Raw genomic sequence first — 16,275 nt, forward strand, 5'->3', positions numbered from 1 at the left:
GACAAGGTTTGTCATCAATCTCACTGCGCGGTAGGTTTCAGCAGGCTGGCGCCTGACGGTTTGTGTCCGGCCAGGTGCTGATGCTGGAAAATGCACATGCGGATGGTGTTGCGGTATTCACCGTTAATAAAGAACTCGTGAATCAGCTCGCCTTCCACCATGAAGCCCAGCTTGCGGTAGATATGGATCGCTTTCTCGTTCTCTTTGTCCACAATCAGGTAAAGCTTGTAGAGATTCAGAACGTTGAATCCGTAATCCATTGCCAGCTTAGCCGCCCGTGACGCAAGGCCTTTTCCCTGATGCTCAGGGGAGATGATGATCTGAAACTCCGCCCGGCGGTGAACGTGGTTGATCTCAACCAGCTCCACAAGACCCGCTTTTTCACCTTCACACTCCACCACAAAACGACGTTCACTCTGATCGTGAATGTGCTTATCGTAGAGATCGGACAGCTCGACAAATGCCTCGTAAGGCTCTTCGAACCAGTAGCGCATCACGCTGGCATTGTTGTCGAGCTGGTGGACAAAGCGCAGGTCCTCACGCTCCAGCGGACGGAGTTTAACGTCGCAGGACACCGACATTATGGGGCTACCGTGCGGCCAGTGCGGCGATCCAGGCAGCGCAGGGTGTTTGGCTCCCAGTAGGCATTGACGTTTGCACTTTGCTGACACTTATCGCGCGCGTCAAAAGCGACATCTTCTTTGTCCCACTCTTTTTCAGCACGTTTGTTGACCTTCTGACGAAGGTTACGGGTGTCATTCCATTGTTCTTTGTCCATGGCGGCGTTCTGACGGCTTTGCGCGCTGTCACCAGACTCAATAATGAGCTTGCTGGTTTCCGCTGTCGCAGAGGCGGCAAAGGCGAACGATGACAGCGCCAGCAGGGCTGTCAGACAAAGGCGTTTGCTTAATGTGGTCATAGCGTTTCCTTTTAAATGGGTGCAGATAATCAAGTTACCCCGTACAGATTCTACACTAAAGCGAAATGACGGCATACCCGCGGAGCAAGTATGGAAAAGTAAAGGGCATCATCAGGTATGATGGTTAAATAAACCCTCACCTGACGTGAAAAATGCTTAAAACGACGCTGCTTTTTTTTGCCACCGCGCTATGTGAAATCATCGGTTGCTTCCTCCCCTGGCTCTGGCTGAAGAAGGGAGGATCCGCACTGTTGCTCATTCCTGCAAGCGTCGCGCTGGCCCTGTTTGTCTGGCTGTTAACGCTGCATCCGGCGGCCAGTGGGCGCGTTTACGCGGCCTACGGTGGCGTCTATGTCTGCACGGCGTTGCTGTGGTTACGCGTGGTTGACGGCGTCAAACTCAGCGCATACGACTGGGCCGGGGCGCTGATTGCCCTGTGCGGTATGCTGATTATTGTGGCGGGATGGGGGCGCGCGTAAGCCCCCTGGTTTTGTGATCGTCAGCTGATTTTATGATCATTATACTTGTATGGTAGTAGGGTTGATGGGTAAATTTCCAGCATCACAACGAACGATGTAAGGAAAGGAATTATGAAGATTGTCGCGGCTGACGTGTTTGTTACCTGCCCGGGGCGGAACTTTGTCACCCTTAAAATCACCACCGATGAGGGGATTGTCGGTCTCGGTGACGCTACGCTAAACGGACGCGAGCTCTCCGTGGCCTCTTACCTGAAGGATCACCTTTGCCCCCAGCTGATTGGCCGCGATGCGCACCGCATCGAAGACATCTGGCAGTTCTTTTATAAAGGCGCCTACTGGCGTCGCGGTCCGGTTACCATGTCGGCCATCTCCGCCGTGGATATGGCACTGTGGGATATCAAAGCCAAAGCGGCCAACATGCCGCTCTACCAGTTGCTGGGCGGCGCCTCCCGGGAAGGGGTGATGGTCTACTGCCATACTACCGGCCACACCATTGACGACGTGCTGGAAGATTACGCCCGTCATAAAGAGATGGGCTTCAAGGCGATCCGCGTGCAGTGCGGCGTGCCGGGCATGAAAACCACCTACGGCATGGCCAAAGGAAAGGGCCTGGCCTATGAGCCTGCGACCAAAGGCGACTGGCCGGAAGAGCAGCTCTGGTCTACCGAAAAATACCTCGATTTCACGCCGAAGCTGTTCGACGCGGTGCGCAGTAAATTCGGCTTCAATGAGCACCTCCTGCACGACATGCACCACCGCCTGACGCCAATTGAAGCGGCGCGCTTCGGCAAGAGCATCGAAGCATTCCGCATGTTCTGGATGGAGGATCCAACGCCTGCGGAAAACCAGGCCTGCTTCCGCCTGATCCGCCAGCACACCGTCACCCCCATTGCGGTAGGCGAAGTGTTTAACAGCATCTGGGACTGCAAGCAGCTTATCGAAGAGCAGCTTATCGACTATATCCGCACCACCATTACCCACGCGGGCGGCATTACCGGGATGCGTCGCATCGCTGATTTTGCCTCGCTCTATCAGGTGCGTACCGGTTCACACGGTCCGTCGGATCTGTCGCCCGTTTGTCATGCCGCCGCGCTGCATTTCGACCTGTGGGTGCCGAACTTTGGCGTGCAGGAATACATGGGCTACTCCGAACAGATGCTGGAAGTCTTCCCGCACAGCTGGCGCTTTGATAACGGCTATATGCATCCGGGCGATAAGCCGGGGCTGGGCATTGAGTTTGATGAAAAGCTGGCGGCGAAATACCCCTACGATCCGGCCTATCTGCCGGTGGCCCGCCTTGAAGACGGCACGCTGTGGAACTGGTAAGCGAGGAGCGAACGATGAAAAGCGTAGTGATTCAGCAGCCAAACCAACTGGTGATTGAAGAGCGGCCACACCCGGAACCAGGCGCAGGCGAAGTCCGCGTGAAAATCACGCTGGCAGGTATCTGCGGGTCGGACAGCCACATCTATCGCGGGCATAACCCGTTTGCGAAATACCCACGCACGATCGGCCACGAGTTCTTTGGCGTGATTGACGCCACAGGCGAAGGGGTTGACGCTGCCCGCCTGGGCCAGCGCGTCGCGGTTGACCCGGTGATCAGTTGCGGACAATGCTACCCGTGCTCCGTGGGAAAACCGAACGTCTGCACCTCGCTGGTCGTGCTGGGGGTGCACCGTGATGGCGGCTTCAGTGAATATGCGGCAGTGCCTGCTCAAAATGCCTGGGCCATTCCGGATGACATTCCCGATCGACACGCCGTCATGGTTGAGCCCTTTACCATCGCCGCCAACGTAACGGGGCAGGTGAAACCGACGGAACAGGACGTCGCGCTGATTTACGGCGCTGGCCCGATGGGACTGGTCACCGTGCAGGCGCTGAAAGGCGTCTATAAGGTGAAGCAGGTTATCGTGGTTGACCGCATAGACGAGCGCCTGGCGATGGCGCGGCGCTGCGGCGCGGATTGGGTCTTTAATAACGGCGAGCAGTCGCTGCAGGCCGCGCTGGAGGAAAAAGGCATCAAACCGACGTTAATCATTGATGCCGCCTGCCATCCATCTATTTTGCAGGAAGCGATAACCCTGGCCTCGCCAGCGGCGCGCATCGTGCTGATGGGCTTTTCCAGCGAGCCGAGCCAGATTGTTCAGCAGGGCATTACCGGCAAAGAGTTGGCGATCTTCTCCTCGCGCCTGAATGCCAACAAATTCCCGGTCGTCATCGACTGGCTGAAGAGGGGGCTGATCGACCCGGAAAAACTTATCACCCATACTTTTGACTATCACCACGTAACAGACGCCATCGAACTGTTTGAGAAAGATCAGCGGCAGTGCTGCAAAGTCTTACTCACGTTCGGCCAATAATCATTTACGCGATTAAGAGCCTGCGCAGACAGGCTCTATGTGGTTCGCATCTTACCTTTCAGAGATAGCCATCATGACACAAGTACAACCGCAACGATCCACCGCCGATCTGGTGAAAGCCGCCGTTTCCGGCTGGCTTGGCACCGCTCTGGAGTTCATGGACTTTCAGCTTTACTCGCTGGGGGCCGCCCTGGTCTTCCATGAGATCTTCTTCCCCGAACAGTCTGCCGCGATGGCGCTGATCCTGGCGATGGGGACCTACGGCGCAGGCTATATTGCGCGCATCGTCGGGGCCTTTATCTTCGGCAGAATGGGCGACAGCATTGGCCGTAAGAAGGTGCTGTTTATCACCATCACTATGATGGGGATCTGCACCACGCTGATTGGCGTCCTGCCGACCTACGCGCAGATCGGGATTTTTGCCCCGGTTCTGCTGGTGACGCTGCGCATTATTCAGGGTCTGGGCGCCGGGGCTGAGATCTCCGGGGCCGGAACCATGCTGGCGGAGTACGCGCCGAAAGGAAAACGCGGCATCATCTCCTCGCTGGTGGCGATGGGCACTAACTGCGGGACGCTGAGCGCCACGGCGATCTGGGCCATCATGTTCTTTGCCCTTGACCGTGAACAGCTGCTCGCCTGGGGCTGGCGCGTGCCGTTCCTCGCCAGCGTCGTGGTGATGATCTTTGCCATCTGGCTGCGTATGAATCTCAAGGAGAGCCCGGTCTTTGAGAAAGTGAACGATGCACAAACTGTGCAACCGGACACGTCGCTGGGTTCCATGGTGAAAAGCAAATCCTTCTGGCTGGCGACTGGCCTGCGTTTCGGCCAGGCGGGCAACTCGGGGCTGATCCAGACCTTCCTTGCGGGCTATCTGGTCCAGACGCTGTTGTTCGATAAGGCCATCCCTACCGATGCGCTGATGATCAGCTCCATTCTCGGGTTTATCTCCATCCCGCTGCTGGGCTGGCTTTCCGATAAAGTGGGGCGCCGTCTGCCGTACATTATTCTCAATATCTCCGCCATTCTGCTCGCCTACCCGATGCTGTCGATCATCGTCGATAAGAGCTATGCGCCTGGGACGATCATGCTCTCTATCATCGTTATCCATAACTTCGCCGTTCTGGGGCTCTTCGCGCTGGAAAATATCACCATGGCGGAGATGTTTGGCTCGCGAAATCGCTTTACACGTATGGCCATCTCCAAAGAGGCGGGCGGTCTGGTGGCGGTGGGTTTTGGTCCGGTGCTGGCAGGGATTTTCTGCAATATGACCGGTTCCTGGTGGCCGATTGTTGCCATGCTGGTGGCCTATTCCGTGATTGGACTGGTCTCGGCGATCCTGATGCCGGAAGTGCGCGATCGTGATTTGAGCGCGGCGCATGACGCAGCTGAGTCTGCGCCAAAAGAGACGGTCGGTTACGGCGCTGTCTCCTCGCGACGCTAGTGGTTTATAGCTTGCGTGACTTATCACACAACTTTGTTTTTATGTCACACCACATGACCAAAAGTTAATATAAATCAAAATCTCAAACGGCAGTATCAGTATGGTTGATGGCAGTAATTTTTTACCCCAACTGCCATTCTAGTTGGTGTAGTCAGCAGGCGCTGCCGCTTCAGAAAGAGCGGCAGCGATCCACAGCTTACTAATTAACGAGTCTTAATCATGGAAAATACCTTATTACAGGCCAACGCGACGCTGCCACAGTACGATCGCGACAGCCTTAAAGCACGCATCGTTCATTTAGGGTTTGGCGCGTTTCACCGTGCGCATCAGGCAGTGTACGCCGACATCCTCGCCGCGGAACACGGTAGCGACTGGGGATACTGTGAGGTTAACCTGATTGGCGGCGAACAGCAGATTGCCGATCTGAAGGCGCAGGATAATCTCTATACCGTGGCGGAAATGTCTGCCGATGCATGGACCTCCCGCGTAGTGGGCGTGGTCAAAAAGGCCCTTCATGCACAGGTTGACGGGCTGGAGACGGTGCTGGCGGCGATGTGTGACCCGCAGGTTGCGATTGTCTCTCTGACCATCACCGAGAAAGGGTACTGCCACTCGCCGGCGACCGGGCAACTGATGCTCGATCATCCGTTTATCGTCGCCGACCTGCAAAACCCGCACCAGCCAAAATCTGCGCCGGGTGTCGTCGTGGAAGCGCTCGCGCGACGTAAAGCGGCAGGTCTGCAGGCGTTTAGCGTGATGTCCTGCGACAACATGCCGGAGAACGGTCACGTGATGCGCAATGTCACCTGCGCGTACGCCCGTGCGGTAGACGGTGAGCTGGCGGACTGGATCGAATCCCACGTCACCTTCCCGTCAACCATGGTGGATCGCATCGTGCCTGCGGTCACCCCCGACACGCTGGATAAAATTGAACGGCTGACCGGCGTGCGCGATCCGGCGGCGGTGGCCTGTGAACCGTTCCGCCAGTGGGTAATCGAAGATAACTTTGTGGCAGGGCGTCCTGCGTGGGAAAAAGCTGGTGCCGAACTGGTGTCGGATGTGATCCCGTTTGAAGAGATGAAGCTGCGCATGCTTAACGGCAGCCACTCATTTCTGGCCTACCTGGGCTATCTGGCGGGCTACCAGCATATCAACGAGTGTATGGAAGATGAACATTACCGCATCGCCGCGCACGCGCTGATGCTCAACGAGCAGGCGCCTACGCTGAAGGTCAAAGGCGTCGATTTGGGACGCTATGCCGATCTCCTGATTGCCCGCTACAGCAACCCGGCCCTGCGCCATAGGACCTGGCAAATTGCGATGGACGGCAGCCAGAAGCTTCCGCAGCGTATGCTGGATTCCGTGCGCTGGCACCTGGTGCATCAGAAGCCTTTCCCGCTGCTGGCGCTGGGCGTGGCAGGGTGGATGCGCTATGTCGGCGGCGTGGACGAGCAGGGTAATGCGATTGACGTGAGCGATCCGCAGCTGGCAGTGATTCAGGCGGCGGTTAAAGGCAGTGCGGAAGGGGAAAACCGGGTCAAGGCGCTGCTCGGCATCGAGGCCATCTTCGGCAAGGAATTACCGCGTGAAGCCGTCTTTGTTGATGCGGTGATGAAGGCGTACCAGACACTGCTGCAAAAGGGTGCGAAAGCGACCGTGGCACAGTACGTGTCTCAACGGTAATTCAGCACATGCCGCCGTTCGCGGCGGCATGTCTGCGCACCGTTTAGTGCATACCCAGGCGAATCAGCTCAATCGGTTCGAACTTACCTTCGCATCCTTCCACTTCAACCGTTTTGCTGCGGCGCACCTGCGCGGCATCCAGCCCGTCGCTGTGGATCGCTTTAATCACGCCAGTTTTGCCCGTGCCGCTAATCATGACACGGCTGCCGGTGGTGATTGCATTGCGGTTACGGTCGTATGTCATCATGGTATTTTCTCCTCTCTAACCTGTTCGTTACGGCGTTATTTCAGGGTTGCCGTTCACGGAGCATATAAATACGCCTGTCTGCATCACATGTTTTTGTTTTTGATCAAACTCACACTTTTTTCTTTATTGTGCCGGGCGCTGACGGTTCACGACAGCAATTGACAAAGCAGACCGTTATTTTCATTTATTGATAGTTTCAGCAGGGAAGCGTTGAGGGTTGGTTTATATTGCCGGTGCCATTCTGGGTACAGGAAATAACCCTTTCATCGGAATAAGGAGTCAGGCTTATGTATAAGAAGATTTTGATGCCTGTTGATGTGTTTGAAATGGATTTGAGCGACAAAGCGGTTCGCCACGCGGCAAACCTTGCGAAGGCAGAGGGCGCCTCGATTACTCTGGTCAATATTCTGCCGGCCAGCAGCCGATCCCTGCTGCGCGGATTTAATGCGGATATTAAAAAGTTCGAAGAGTATATGACCGAGGAATCCGGTAAGAAAATGAACGCGTTAAAAAGACTGTTCGATATCTCGCCGGAGAAAATTGACAGCCTGGTGCGCTTTGGCAACGTCCGCGATGAAATCATCAGGCTGAGCAAGGAGGGGGAATATGACGTGATTGTCATCGGGTCGAAAAATCCGGGCATCACCACCCATCTGCTGGGATCAAATGCGGAATCTATCCTGCGCTACGCCACAATTCCGGTGTTAGTCGTTCGCTAAACCTATCGCCGCGTCCGAAAGGGGGCGGCGTAATATTACTCTTCGCTAAACCACTCGCTATTTTCCTGACGAATCAGCTGCACGGATTCGCTAATTTCCTGCAGATGCAGCGTCATCGCTTTTTCTACGCCGTCCGGGTCGCGTTTTTCCAGCGCGCTGAAAATATCGTGATGCTGTCGGAGCAGCATTTCCGGCGGGGAGACGTGATCGAGACTCATATAACGCACGCGGTCAATGGTGGCCTTGATGTTTTCGATGGTGTCCCAGGCCAGCTGGCAATCCGCAATCTGCGCCAGTTTCTGGTGGAATTCATCATCAAGCTGGAAGAAATCATTCAGCTGCTTACGGTCAATCGCAATCCGCTGCTGATGCAGGTTTTGCTCCAGCAGGTAACACTGCTTGTCGTTGATGAGCGTTGCGGCACGGCGCGCCACCGCGCATTCAATGGCCTGGCGAACAAAACAGCCGTTGCGCACCTGAGAGAGTGAAATTTTGTTCACGTAGCTGCCGCGCTGCGGGCGGATCTGAATCAGACCGTTTTCCGCAAGCTTAATAAACGCTTCACGCACCGGCTGACGGGAAACGTCAAAACGCACGGACACCTCTTTTTCAGAAAGCGGCGTTCCCGGTGGGATCAGGCAATGGACAATATCACGTCGCAAAATGCGATAGATTTGCTGGTTTACGGGCTGGGTGGGATTGAGTTGCGATTCAGCGGCCATGAGTTGTCATTTCTCAGAGAGTTAGCCTGAACATACTACCATTCTTTTATAACCCGAAACAGACCCGGCCCGCAGGCCGGGAAGGTCAGCGTTAGCCACGATGGACGCTAAGTCCGGCAAAACTCTGGCTGACCGGCATCATTTCTACGGTATTGATGTTGACGTGTTTTGGCAGCGTCGCCACCCACCAGACCGTTTCGGTGACATCTTCCGGCGTCAGGGCGTTCGCGTTTTCATAGGTTTTGTCTGCTTTCGCGTCATCGCCTTTGAAACGCACATTGGAAAACTCGGTGCCACCCACCAGGCCCGGCTCGATGTCGGTGACGCGAATGGCGGTGCCGTGCAGATCGGTCCGCAGGTTAAGGCTGAACTGGCGCACAAACGCTTTCGTCGCCCCGTAGACGTTACCGCCTGCATAGGGCCAGCTTCCGGCGGTGGAGCCGATATTGATAATGTGGCCACGATTGCGCTCGACCATGCCCGGCAGCACTGCGCGGGTCATATAGACCAGCCCTTTGTTGTTGGTGTCGATCATGTTTTCCCAGTCTTCCACGCTGGCTTTGTGGGCAGGCTCCATGCCCAGCGCCAGACCGGCATTGTTGACCAGCACGTCGATGGCGCGCCATTCTGCTGGCAGATTCGCAATCATCTCTTCGATCGCCGCGCGGTTACGCACGTCCAGCTGCGCGGTCAGAATGTTGTCGCCTAGTTCGTCCTTCAGCTCCTGCAGACGTTCCTGACGGCGGCCGGTCGCGATAACCTTGTGCCCGTTGGCGACGAAGCGACGCGTGATGCTTTCACCAAAACCTGCCGTTGCCCCGGTAACTAAAATAATCATCTCACTGTTCCTCAACGCTTTTTGTGTTGTACTAACATAGCACGGCCGCAGAGGGTGCGTTAAGGCAACATTTGTATGACAGCGTTGCAGGGGAAGGCGGCCTGGCCTACTCTGGGAGGATACCCGTACTCAGGAGCGAAAGATGACGGCCACGAATCCCTTTTTTAACATCAGCCTGCTGCCTTACCAGGCCCCCCATTTTGATGAGATCAACGACAGTCACTATCGTCCGGCCTTCGATGAAGCCCTTCGCCAGAAGCGGGTGGACATTGACGCGATTGTCGCTCAGGCCGCTGCGCCTGACTTTGCTAACACCGTGCTGGCGCTGGAGAAAAGCGGCGCTTTGCTCGCGCGCGTCAGCAGCGTGTTCTTCGCCATGACTTCCGCGCACACCAATCCGTATTTACAGGAGCTGGAGGAACAGTTCTCCACCGAGCTTGCCGCGCTGGCAAACGATATCTGGCTGAATGACGTGCTGTTTGCCCGCGTGGAGAGCGTCTGGCAGGACCGTGCCGCGCTGGACGCCGAATCCCGTCGTCTGGTCGAAGAGACGTATCAGCGGTTTATTCTGGCCGGCGCGCGTCTGAATGAGACAGAAAAGGCCGAGCTGAAGGCGTTGAATACCGAGGCAGCCTCCCTGACCAGCCAGTTTAACCAGCGTCTGCTGGCTGCCGATAAAACGGGTGGGCTGGTGGTGGATTACGCACACCAGCTTGACGGGCTAAGCGCCGGTGAGATTGCTGATGCGGCGCAGGCTGCTGCGGAGCGAGGGCTAAACGATCGCTGGCTGATCCCGCTTTTGAACACCACCCAGCAGCCCGCACTTTCCGCGCTGCGCAATCGTCAGACGCGCGAAAACCTCTTCAACGCAGGCTGGACGCGTACCCAGAAAGGGGATGAAAACGATACCCGCGCGCTGATCCTGCGTCTGACGGCGCTACGTGCGCGACAGGCCCGTCTGCTGGGCTTTGAGGATTACGCCAGCTGGAGCATCGCCGATCAGATGGCGAAAACCCCGGCCGCCGCGCTGGAATTTATGCGCGGCATTGTGCCTGCCGCCCGCGCCCGCGCGGAACGCGAGCAGGCCGACATTCAGAAAGTCATCGACGACGAGCAGGGCGGTTTCACCGTGGAGGCCTGGGACTGGGCCTTTTATGCGGAGCGCGTGCGCCAGGCAAAATATGCCCTTGATGAGTCGCAGATCAGGCCCTACTTTGCGCTCAATACCGTGCTGCAGGATGGCGTATTCTGGGCAGCCAGCCAGCTGTTTGGCATTCGCTTCGTCGAACGCTTCGATATCCCGGTGTATCATCCGGACGTCCGCGTATGGGAAATTTTCGACCATACCGGTGAGGGCATGGCGCTGTTTTACGGTGACTTCTTTGCCCGTGATTCCAAACAGGGCGGGGCATGGATGGGGAATTTCGTCGAGCAATCCTTCGAGTTTGCTGCCCGTCCGGTGATCTACAACGTCTGTAACTATCAAAAACCGGCGAATGGCGGTGTCGCGCTTCTCTCCTGGGATGACGTGATAACCCTGTTCCACGAGTTTGGCCATACGCTGCACGGTCTCTTTGCCAGCCAGCGGTTCGCCACGCTTTCCGGCACCAATACGCCGCGTGATTTTGTTGAGTTCCCGTCGCAAATCAACGAGCACTGGGCCAGCCATCCACAGGTGTTTACCCATTATGCGCGCCATTACGAAACCGGTGAGCCGATGCCGGACGCGCTGCGGGAAAGCATGCTCAACGCGACCCATTTCAACAAGGGTTATGACATGACTGAACTGCTGGCTGCCGCGCTGCTGGACATGAACTGGCATGGCATCGGCGAGGCCGTTTCGAGCGTGGAGGATTTTGAAGCGGCTGCGTTGAAAAAAGAGGGGCTGGATCTGCCTGCCGTGCCGCCGCGCTACCGCAGCAGCTATTTTGCCCATATCTTCGGCGGCGGCTACGCGGCGGGGTATTACGCCTACCTGTGGACGCAGATGCTGGCTGACGACGGCTATCAGTGGTTTGTTGAACAGGGCGGCCTGACCCGTGAAAACGGGCAGACATTCCGCGAGGCAATTTTGTCCCGCGGGAACAGTACTGATTTAGCTGAACTTTACCGGAACTGGCGCGGGCACGCTCCGAAGATTGAGCCGATGCTGGAGAATCGCGGATTGAGCGGATAGAGTCAATGCCGTATGAAAAAAGAACCGGGCTTTACGCCCGGTTTTTTATACGCCTGTAACCGTTTCAGCATAAAAACTAAGATTATGTTCTTTATAAATAAAACCGGCGAGGTTAAAGGTTACGCCCACCGGGAGATGTATTTAACCGAATTCAGGCTGTAAGAGAGCTAATAATTTGATCTGGATTGTAAAAATCAAATGTTCTTTAAGCTTAAGGGTTTTAACTATAAATTTTTATTATTCTTTGCCGATAAATAAAGGTGGCATAAAAATTGGCGTATTAGCAGTATAAGAAGGCGAATGATGACCCTACCTCTGAACAATCCCGGTTTTACGGATGCCGAGCCTTCTAAGGGGCTGATAAATAAAACCTTTACCTATATAGTGACATTGTTGATAAGTATTTTCATTGCGGCAATAATTTCCCTGCTATTAATAAAAAATAATGTTAATAAAATCAGCGATAAGCACGATGAATTTTTGTTAAGGAAAGCCCTAGATTCCCGCCAGGAAAGCATGCGAAGTCACTTGAAAGATAATGCTGAATGGGGAGATGCCTACAAACATCTTCATTTGAACACTGACGTTCACTGGGCATGGGATAAGCAGAACCTGGGTAAGTCCCTGTATGACAACTTTGGCTACGAAGGGGTGTTTATTCTCTCCCCGGAAGGAACCACGCGATACAGCGTGCTTGACGGGAAACGGAAGCTTCAGGATCTCGGGCGCTGGTTAGATAAATCAACCAAGGAGCGATTACTCCGTGAGGTGAGCGTTAACAATGGATTGCCGGTTTCTATACTCACGCTTATCGATTCCGTTCCAGCCATTGTTTCTGCTGAATGGATAACAACGGGCGATGACGCGAGCGTGCAACCCTTGCCGGGGAAACCGTCGGTAATGGTGTTTGTAGACAAGTTAACGGCTAAAAAACTCCTCGCGATTGGGCAGGATGCCGGTATTAAAAATGTTCGTACGTCACCTGTTGCAGTCACTTCTCAAATAAACAATCAAACAGAATTTACCTTAAGCACCCAGAATGGTGATGTGCAAATTATCTGGGACGGTGAAAATCCCGGCCAGGCGTTGATTATTTATTTTTTACCATTACTCATTCTTTCAGTTATTCTGACGGTATCGATGACGGTTATTCTCATGCGCCATATTATGCAGAAGGCGAGAATGCTTGACGAAAATACCTTTCTCCTCGAGCAGGCGCGGTTGAATCTTATCACCAGTGAAAAACGATTCCGGGACGTCAGTGAAACAACCAGCGACTGGTTCTGGGAAACAGATTTATCGTTAAAGATAACCTGGCTTTCAGGCCGTTTTTCTACAGTAACGGGATATGAAAATAGCAAATGGATAGGCCGCAGGCTGGATGAGCTCTTTCCTTCTACAACCGGATTATTACAAGACTGTGTGAGGTTCAGGGAATTAACTGAACGCTTTGAATTTAAGAGCTGTCCTTATATTCATGCGCAACAATCTACGGCCTATTGCACGCTTCTGGCAAAGCTTTCTGCTCAGCCTGATGGAACGGTGGTCTTGCGAGGCGCGGCAACCGACGTTTCTCTGGAAGTTGAAGCAACTAAACGGGTGGAGTTCCTGTCACGTCATGATGAATTAACCGGTCTGCCGAACCGCTATCATATTAAGGAATTTCTGGCAGGCCAGTTGGCTAAAGAAGACCTTAACCATTATCCCTTTGCCATGATTTGCCTCGATTTAGACAAGTTTAAACCCGTCAATGATATTTTTGGGCACTCCACGGGGGATGCGCTGCTTGGCGAGGTCGCTCTACGTCTTAAAAATTGCGTTCGTCGAGGTGATTTTGTCGCACGGCAGGGAGGGGATGAGTTTATGCTTCTTCTCGGCAATACCAGCCAAAAAGACCAGATTGATGAGGTGTGTCACCGCATCGTACAGGAACTCAACCGTCCTTTCTCCATTGAGGGTAATGATGTCGCAATAGGCGTAAGCATGGGGATTGCGCTGGCTCCCCTGGATAGCAGCAGCGCAAACGATCTTTTACGCTATGCCGATATTGCGCTTTACCAGGCTAAGCAATCCGGCAGAAACCGATGGGTCTATTATCGCCCGGATATGTCGGAAAAGTTAACTGAACGGAGAAAACTGGAACTCGAACTGAAAACCGCGATTCGCGAAGAACAACTCTATCTGGTGTACCAGCCCCGTTATAACCTCCGATATTCTAAGATAGAGGCCGTCGAAGCGCTGGTACGTTGGCAGCACCCGCACCGGGGGACGATGATGCCCGATCAGTTCATCCCGCTGGCTGAAGAAACAGGTCTGATTATTAACCTCAGCAACTGGGTCATACGCAAAGCGTGTGCTGAGACGAAAGATAAATTGCCGGGGCTATCGGTATCCGTAAATATTTCCGCTATCGAATTCCAGGCAAGCGATCTTGCTGAAAGGATAAAAGAGATCCTGCACGAAACAGGGCTAGAACCTGACCGACTGGAAATAGAAGTGACGGAAAATGTCACGCTTTCCGATCCTGAAAAGACCTTGCATACCATGAAGGCTCTCAAAAAAATGGGCGTCCGTATTTTGATTGACGATTTCGGTACCGGCTATGCCTCTCTGAGCTATCTCCGGAAGTTTCAGTTTGATGGACTCAAGCTCGACAAGAGTTTTATTTTTACCCTGGCCGATTCGCCGCAGAACCAATCAGTCGTAGAAAAAATTATCGATCTGGGTAAGGCCTATTCAATGGCGGTCACTGCAGAAGGGGTGGAGACCACCGAACAGCTCTCTTTTCTTAAAAAAAATAGATGTGATGAAGTTCAGGGCTACTTGCTTGGAAAACCGGCCGCCATTACGGAATTAAATTTAAACGCAAACAGAATAGATCTTTAAAGTGTGCTTCCATCAGCTTCACACGCTTTACGCCGGGAAGCGAAAATGAAAAACCGGGCTTCTCGCCCGGTTTTTTGTCATCTGCTATCTGACCGTATACAGAGGCGCAAGCGCGTTCTATCTAACGACCAGCACAGGGCATTTCGCATGCCGCACCACTGCCGCAGCGTTCGAACCCAACAGATAGGTCGAGATGTCCGGCTTATGAGAGGCAATGATGATCAGGTCGGCGTCGATTGTGTCAGCGAGCTTAAGGATTTGATCCTTAGGCGATCCCGTCACGGCGTGAGTCTGTATCTTATCTGCAGGAATTTTGAATTGCTTAACAATCTCATCCAGTTTCGCTAAAGCAGCGTGCTGGAATTCTTTCATCTTCGGCATTTCCACGGAGTAGGCCAAACCTAACGATGAATAATAGGGAAGCGATGGAATGACAGTAAGAAAGTGGACCTTGGCCGTGTTAAGTGCGGTGTGTGCCTGAACGAACGGGATAACCATGTGCGTCAGGCTATCCTCGGAAATGTCAATGGGAACCAAAATTGAGTTGTACATGTGTCCCTCCTGAGTGTTTTTCACACAACTCAAGGTAGATCGTTAATTTCAGCAAAACAGAGAGCAGGGTGTCATAACGGGGACAAATTTCGGTTATGTGATAGGCGTACAGTCGAACCTGTCCGTGATCTTGCCAACGTGGCGTGACAACGAACAGGGACATCCGGGGATGAATCTCTTCGCGTCACGGTCCGTTTTCTGCAAAACGGCAAAGCCTCAACCGGGCGCAATGCCCGGTATCGTATTCATATTGCGTGGCAGCTTACGGAAGCCATAATTTTATTCCCGCCAATATTATCCATAATTAGCTCGAGTAATTTCCGGTATTCCTCACGGGTCATTACCTCGGCCCGTATTTCAGTTTTTCCTTCTGCTTGCGCCGTATCGCAATAAATGGCTTTCAGACTCAACGTCAACTCTTTCGCCATGTTGACCACACTCTGCCGCACCGCATCTTCATGCTCGTCATCACAGGTGATTTTCAGGACATAGCATTTTTCGCCTTCATGGAGCGCGGGCAGTTGATTAATCCGCTGCGCAGCTTCGCGAAGCAGGATGTTGGCGCACAGAATAATCACGCTGGCCATACCGGCATTCCAGAATTGACCTAATCCACATAGCACGCCAATTCCGGCCGAACACCACAGCGTCGCGGCGGTATTAAGACCGCGAATATTCATTCCCTCACGCATAATAACGCCAGCGCCAAGAAAGCCTATTCCGGAGACAATCTGCGCTGCAATACGCCCCGGGCTATCGGGTGACGTCGAGAGGGAACTTAAAATAAACACGGCCGCACCCGTTGCAACCAGAGCATTGGTGCGAAGCCCGGCCATACGCTGGCGCCACTGTCTTTCCGCGCCAATAATTGCGCCCAGCAGCATCGCTGCGAGCAGATGAGAGATATAAGGGAACATCAGCCTGTCGCCTGTTAACATGGTTACACGATAAGCGTCAGCGCTTCACAAAGCAGAGTATGACGCCGTTAAAACGCAAAGCATGTCAGCGCGAGGGCGGCGGAAAGAGTGAATGATGAAACATGAACATCGCGATGCCCCACAAATTTGGTCGTTCTTAATGTATTGGGATGCAATCACGTCAAGAGGATTGCTGCCCACCGTTAAGGTAAGCAGCGAGAAAATCGCGTCAGCTTACCTTCGTATCGACGATAAAATGGCTTTCCAACGAAGGACTCCTGTGAAATTTTTTGCCAGTATAAGCATGCGCAATAATGAGTAAAGTAAAAAAACAGC

General features: G+C 53.8%; 15 protein-coding genes. 8 read left to right on the forward strand and 7 right to left on the reverse strand.

All coding sequences use genetic code 11. From position 1 onward, the window contains the following. Positions 1–20: 20 nt before the first annotated feature. Together speG and LJA86_RS05885 are read right to left on the reverse strand one after the other, a co-directional pair. The gene (gene speG / locus LJA86_RS05880) at positions 21–581 is read right to left on the reverse strand and encodes a spermidine N1-acetyltransferase (protein WP_048030664.1); all 561 of its coding nucleotides are present in this window, start codon (positions 579–581) and stop codon (positions 21–23) included. Continuing rightward, positions 581–919, reverse strand: a complete 339-nt coding sequence (locus tag LJA86_RS05885) for a DUF1283 family protein (RefSeq protein WP_023335541.1) — start codon at positions 917–919, stop codon at positions 581–583. The genes speG and LJA86_RS05885 overlap by 1 nt, the downstream gene beginning before the upstream one ends. A 152-nt stretch (positions 920–1,071) precedes the next feature. On the opposite strand from LJA86_RS05885, the gene LJA86_RS05890 reads away from it, so the two are divergent. The 5 genes from LJA86_RS05890 (at position 1,072) to LJA86_RS05910 (ending at position 6,882) form a co-directional block, all read left to right on the forward strand. Next, positions 1,072–1,398 (forward strand): YnfA family protein, encoded by a 327-nt coding sequence (locus LJA86_RS05890; RefSeq protein ID WP_058653621.1) that lies wholly within the window; start codon positions 1,072–1,074, stop codon positions 1,396–1,398. Positions 1,399–1,509: 111 nt separating this feature from the next. Beyond that, positions 1,510–2,724: a D-mannonate dehydratase ManD gene (manD, locus tag LJA86_RS05895; protein WP_023292552.1), complete on the forward strand. Its 1,215-nt coding sequence runs from the start codon at positions 1,510–1,512 to the stop codon at positions 2,722–2,724. A gap of 14 nt (positions 2,725–2,738) precedes the next feature. Continuing rightward, positions 2,739–3,758 (forward strand): Zn-dependent oxidoreductase, encoded by a 1,020-nt coding sequence (locus LJA86_RS05900; protein WP_069719321.1) that lies wholly within the window; start codon positions 2,739–2,741, stop codon positions 3,756–3,758. 73 nt (positions 3,759–3,831) lie between these two features. Beyond that, the gene (locus LJA86_RS05905) at positions 3,832–5,199 is read left to right on the forward strand and encodes an MFS transporter (protein ID WP_045910620.1); all 1,368 of its coding nucleotides are present in this window, start codon (positions 3,832–3,834) and stop codon (positions 5,197–5,199) included. Between the two features lie 219 nt (positions 5,200–5,418). After that, positions 5,419–6,882 carry a mannitol dehydrogenase family protein gene (locus LJA86_RS05910; protein ID WP_229225785.1) on the forward strand — a complete coding sequence of 488 codons (1,464 nt, stop codon included), beginning with the start codon at positions 5,419–5,421 and terminating at the stop codon, positions 6,880–6,882. 43 nt (positions 6,883–6,925) lie between these two features. Here LJA86_RS05910 and ydfZ read toward each other — a convergent pair whose 3' ends face one another. Continuing rightward, positions 6,926–7,129 carry a putative selenium delivery protein YdfZ gene (gene ydfZ / locus LJA86_RS05915; protein ID WP_014883679.1) on the reverse strand — a complete coding sequence of 68 codons (204 nt, stop codon included), beginning with the start codon at positions 7,127–7,129 and terminating at the stop codon, positions 6,926–6,928. Between the two features lie 287 nt (positions 7,130–7,416). Between ydfZ and LJA86_RS05920 the strand changes: the two genes are divergently transcribed. Further along, positions 7,417–7,848: a universal stress protein gene (locus LJA86_RS05920; RefSeq protein ID WP_024909093.1), complete on the forward strand. Its 432-nt coding sequence runs from the start codon at positions 7,417–7,419 to the stop codon at positions 7,846–7,848. 35 nt (positions 7,849–7,883) lie between these two features. On the opposite strand, the gene LJA86_RS05925 is transcribed toward LJA86_RS05920, so the two are convergent. Beyond that, positions 7,884–8,570 carry a GntR family transcriptional regulator gene (locus LJA86_RS05925; RefSeq protein WP_008502405.1) on the reverse strand — a complete coding sequence of 229 codons (687 nt, stop codon included), beginning with the start codon at positions 8,568–8,570 and terminating at the stop codon, positions 7,884–7,886. Positions 8,571–8,661: 91 nt separating this feature from the next. Continuing rightward, positions 8,662–9,408 carry a bifunctional NADP-dependent 3-hydroxy acid dehydrogenase/3-hydroxypropionate dehydrogenase YdfG gene (ydfG, locus tag LJA86_RS05930; RefSeq protein WP_229225786.1) on the reverse strand — a complete coding sequence of 249 codons (747 nt, stop codon included), beginning with the start codon at positions 9,406–9,408 and terminating at the stop codon, positions 8,662–8,664. Between the two features lie 142 nt (positions 9,409–9,550). Here ydfG and dcp point away from each other — a divergent pair, with 142 nt between their 5' ends. Both dcp and LJA86_RS05940 read left to right on the forward strand, forming a co-directional pair. Next, the gene (dcp, locus tag LJA86_RS05935) at positions 9,551–11,584 is read left to right on the forward strand and encodes a peptidyl-dipeptidase Dcp (protein ID WP_229225787.1); all 2,034 of its coding nucleotides are present in this window, start codon (positions 9,551–9,553) and stop codon (positions 11,582–11,584) included. Between the two features lie 303 nt (positions 11,585–11,887). Continuing rightward, complete coding sequence (locus LJA86_RS05940) at positions 11,888–14,470, forward strand: bifunctional diguanylate cyclase/phosphodiesterase (RefSeq protein ID WP_420707829.1); 2,583 nt, start codon at positions 11,888–11,890, stop codon at positions 14,468–14,470. Between the two features lie 117 nt (positions 14,471–14,587). On the opposite strand, the gene uspF is transcribed toward LJA86_RS05940, so the two are convergent. Continuing rightward, complete coding sequence (uspF, locus tag LJA86_RS05945; protein ID WP_023344035.1) at positions 14,588–15,022, reverse strand: universal stress protein UspF; 435 nt, start codon at positions 15,020–15,022, stop codon at positions 14,588–14,590. 245 nt (positions 15,023–15,267) lie between these two features. Beyond that, positions 15,268–15,939, reverse strand: a complete 672-nt coding sequence (locus LJA86_RS05950) for an MgtC family protein (protein ID WP_044596341.1) — start codon at positions 15,937–15,939, stop codon at positions 15,268–15,270. Positions 15,940–16,275 lie beyond the last annotated feature (336 nt).

The sequence above is a fragment of the Enterobacter sp. TCD1-1 genome (assembly GCF_020567405.1).
Lineage (GTDB): Bacteria > Pseudomonadota > Gammaproteobacteria > Enterobacterales > Enterobacteriaceae > Enterobacter > Enterobacter quasiroggenkampii.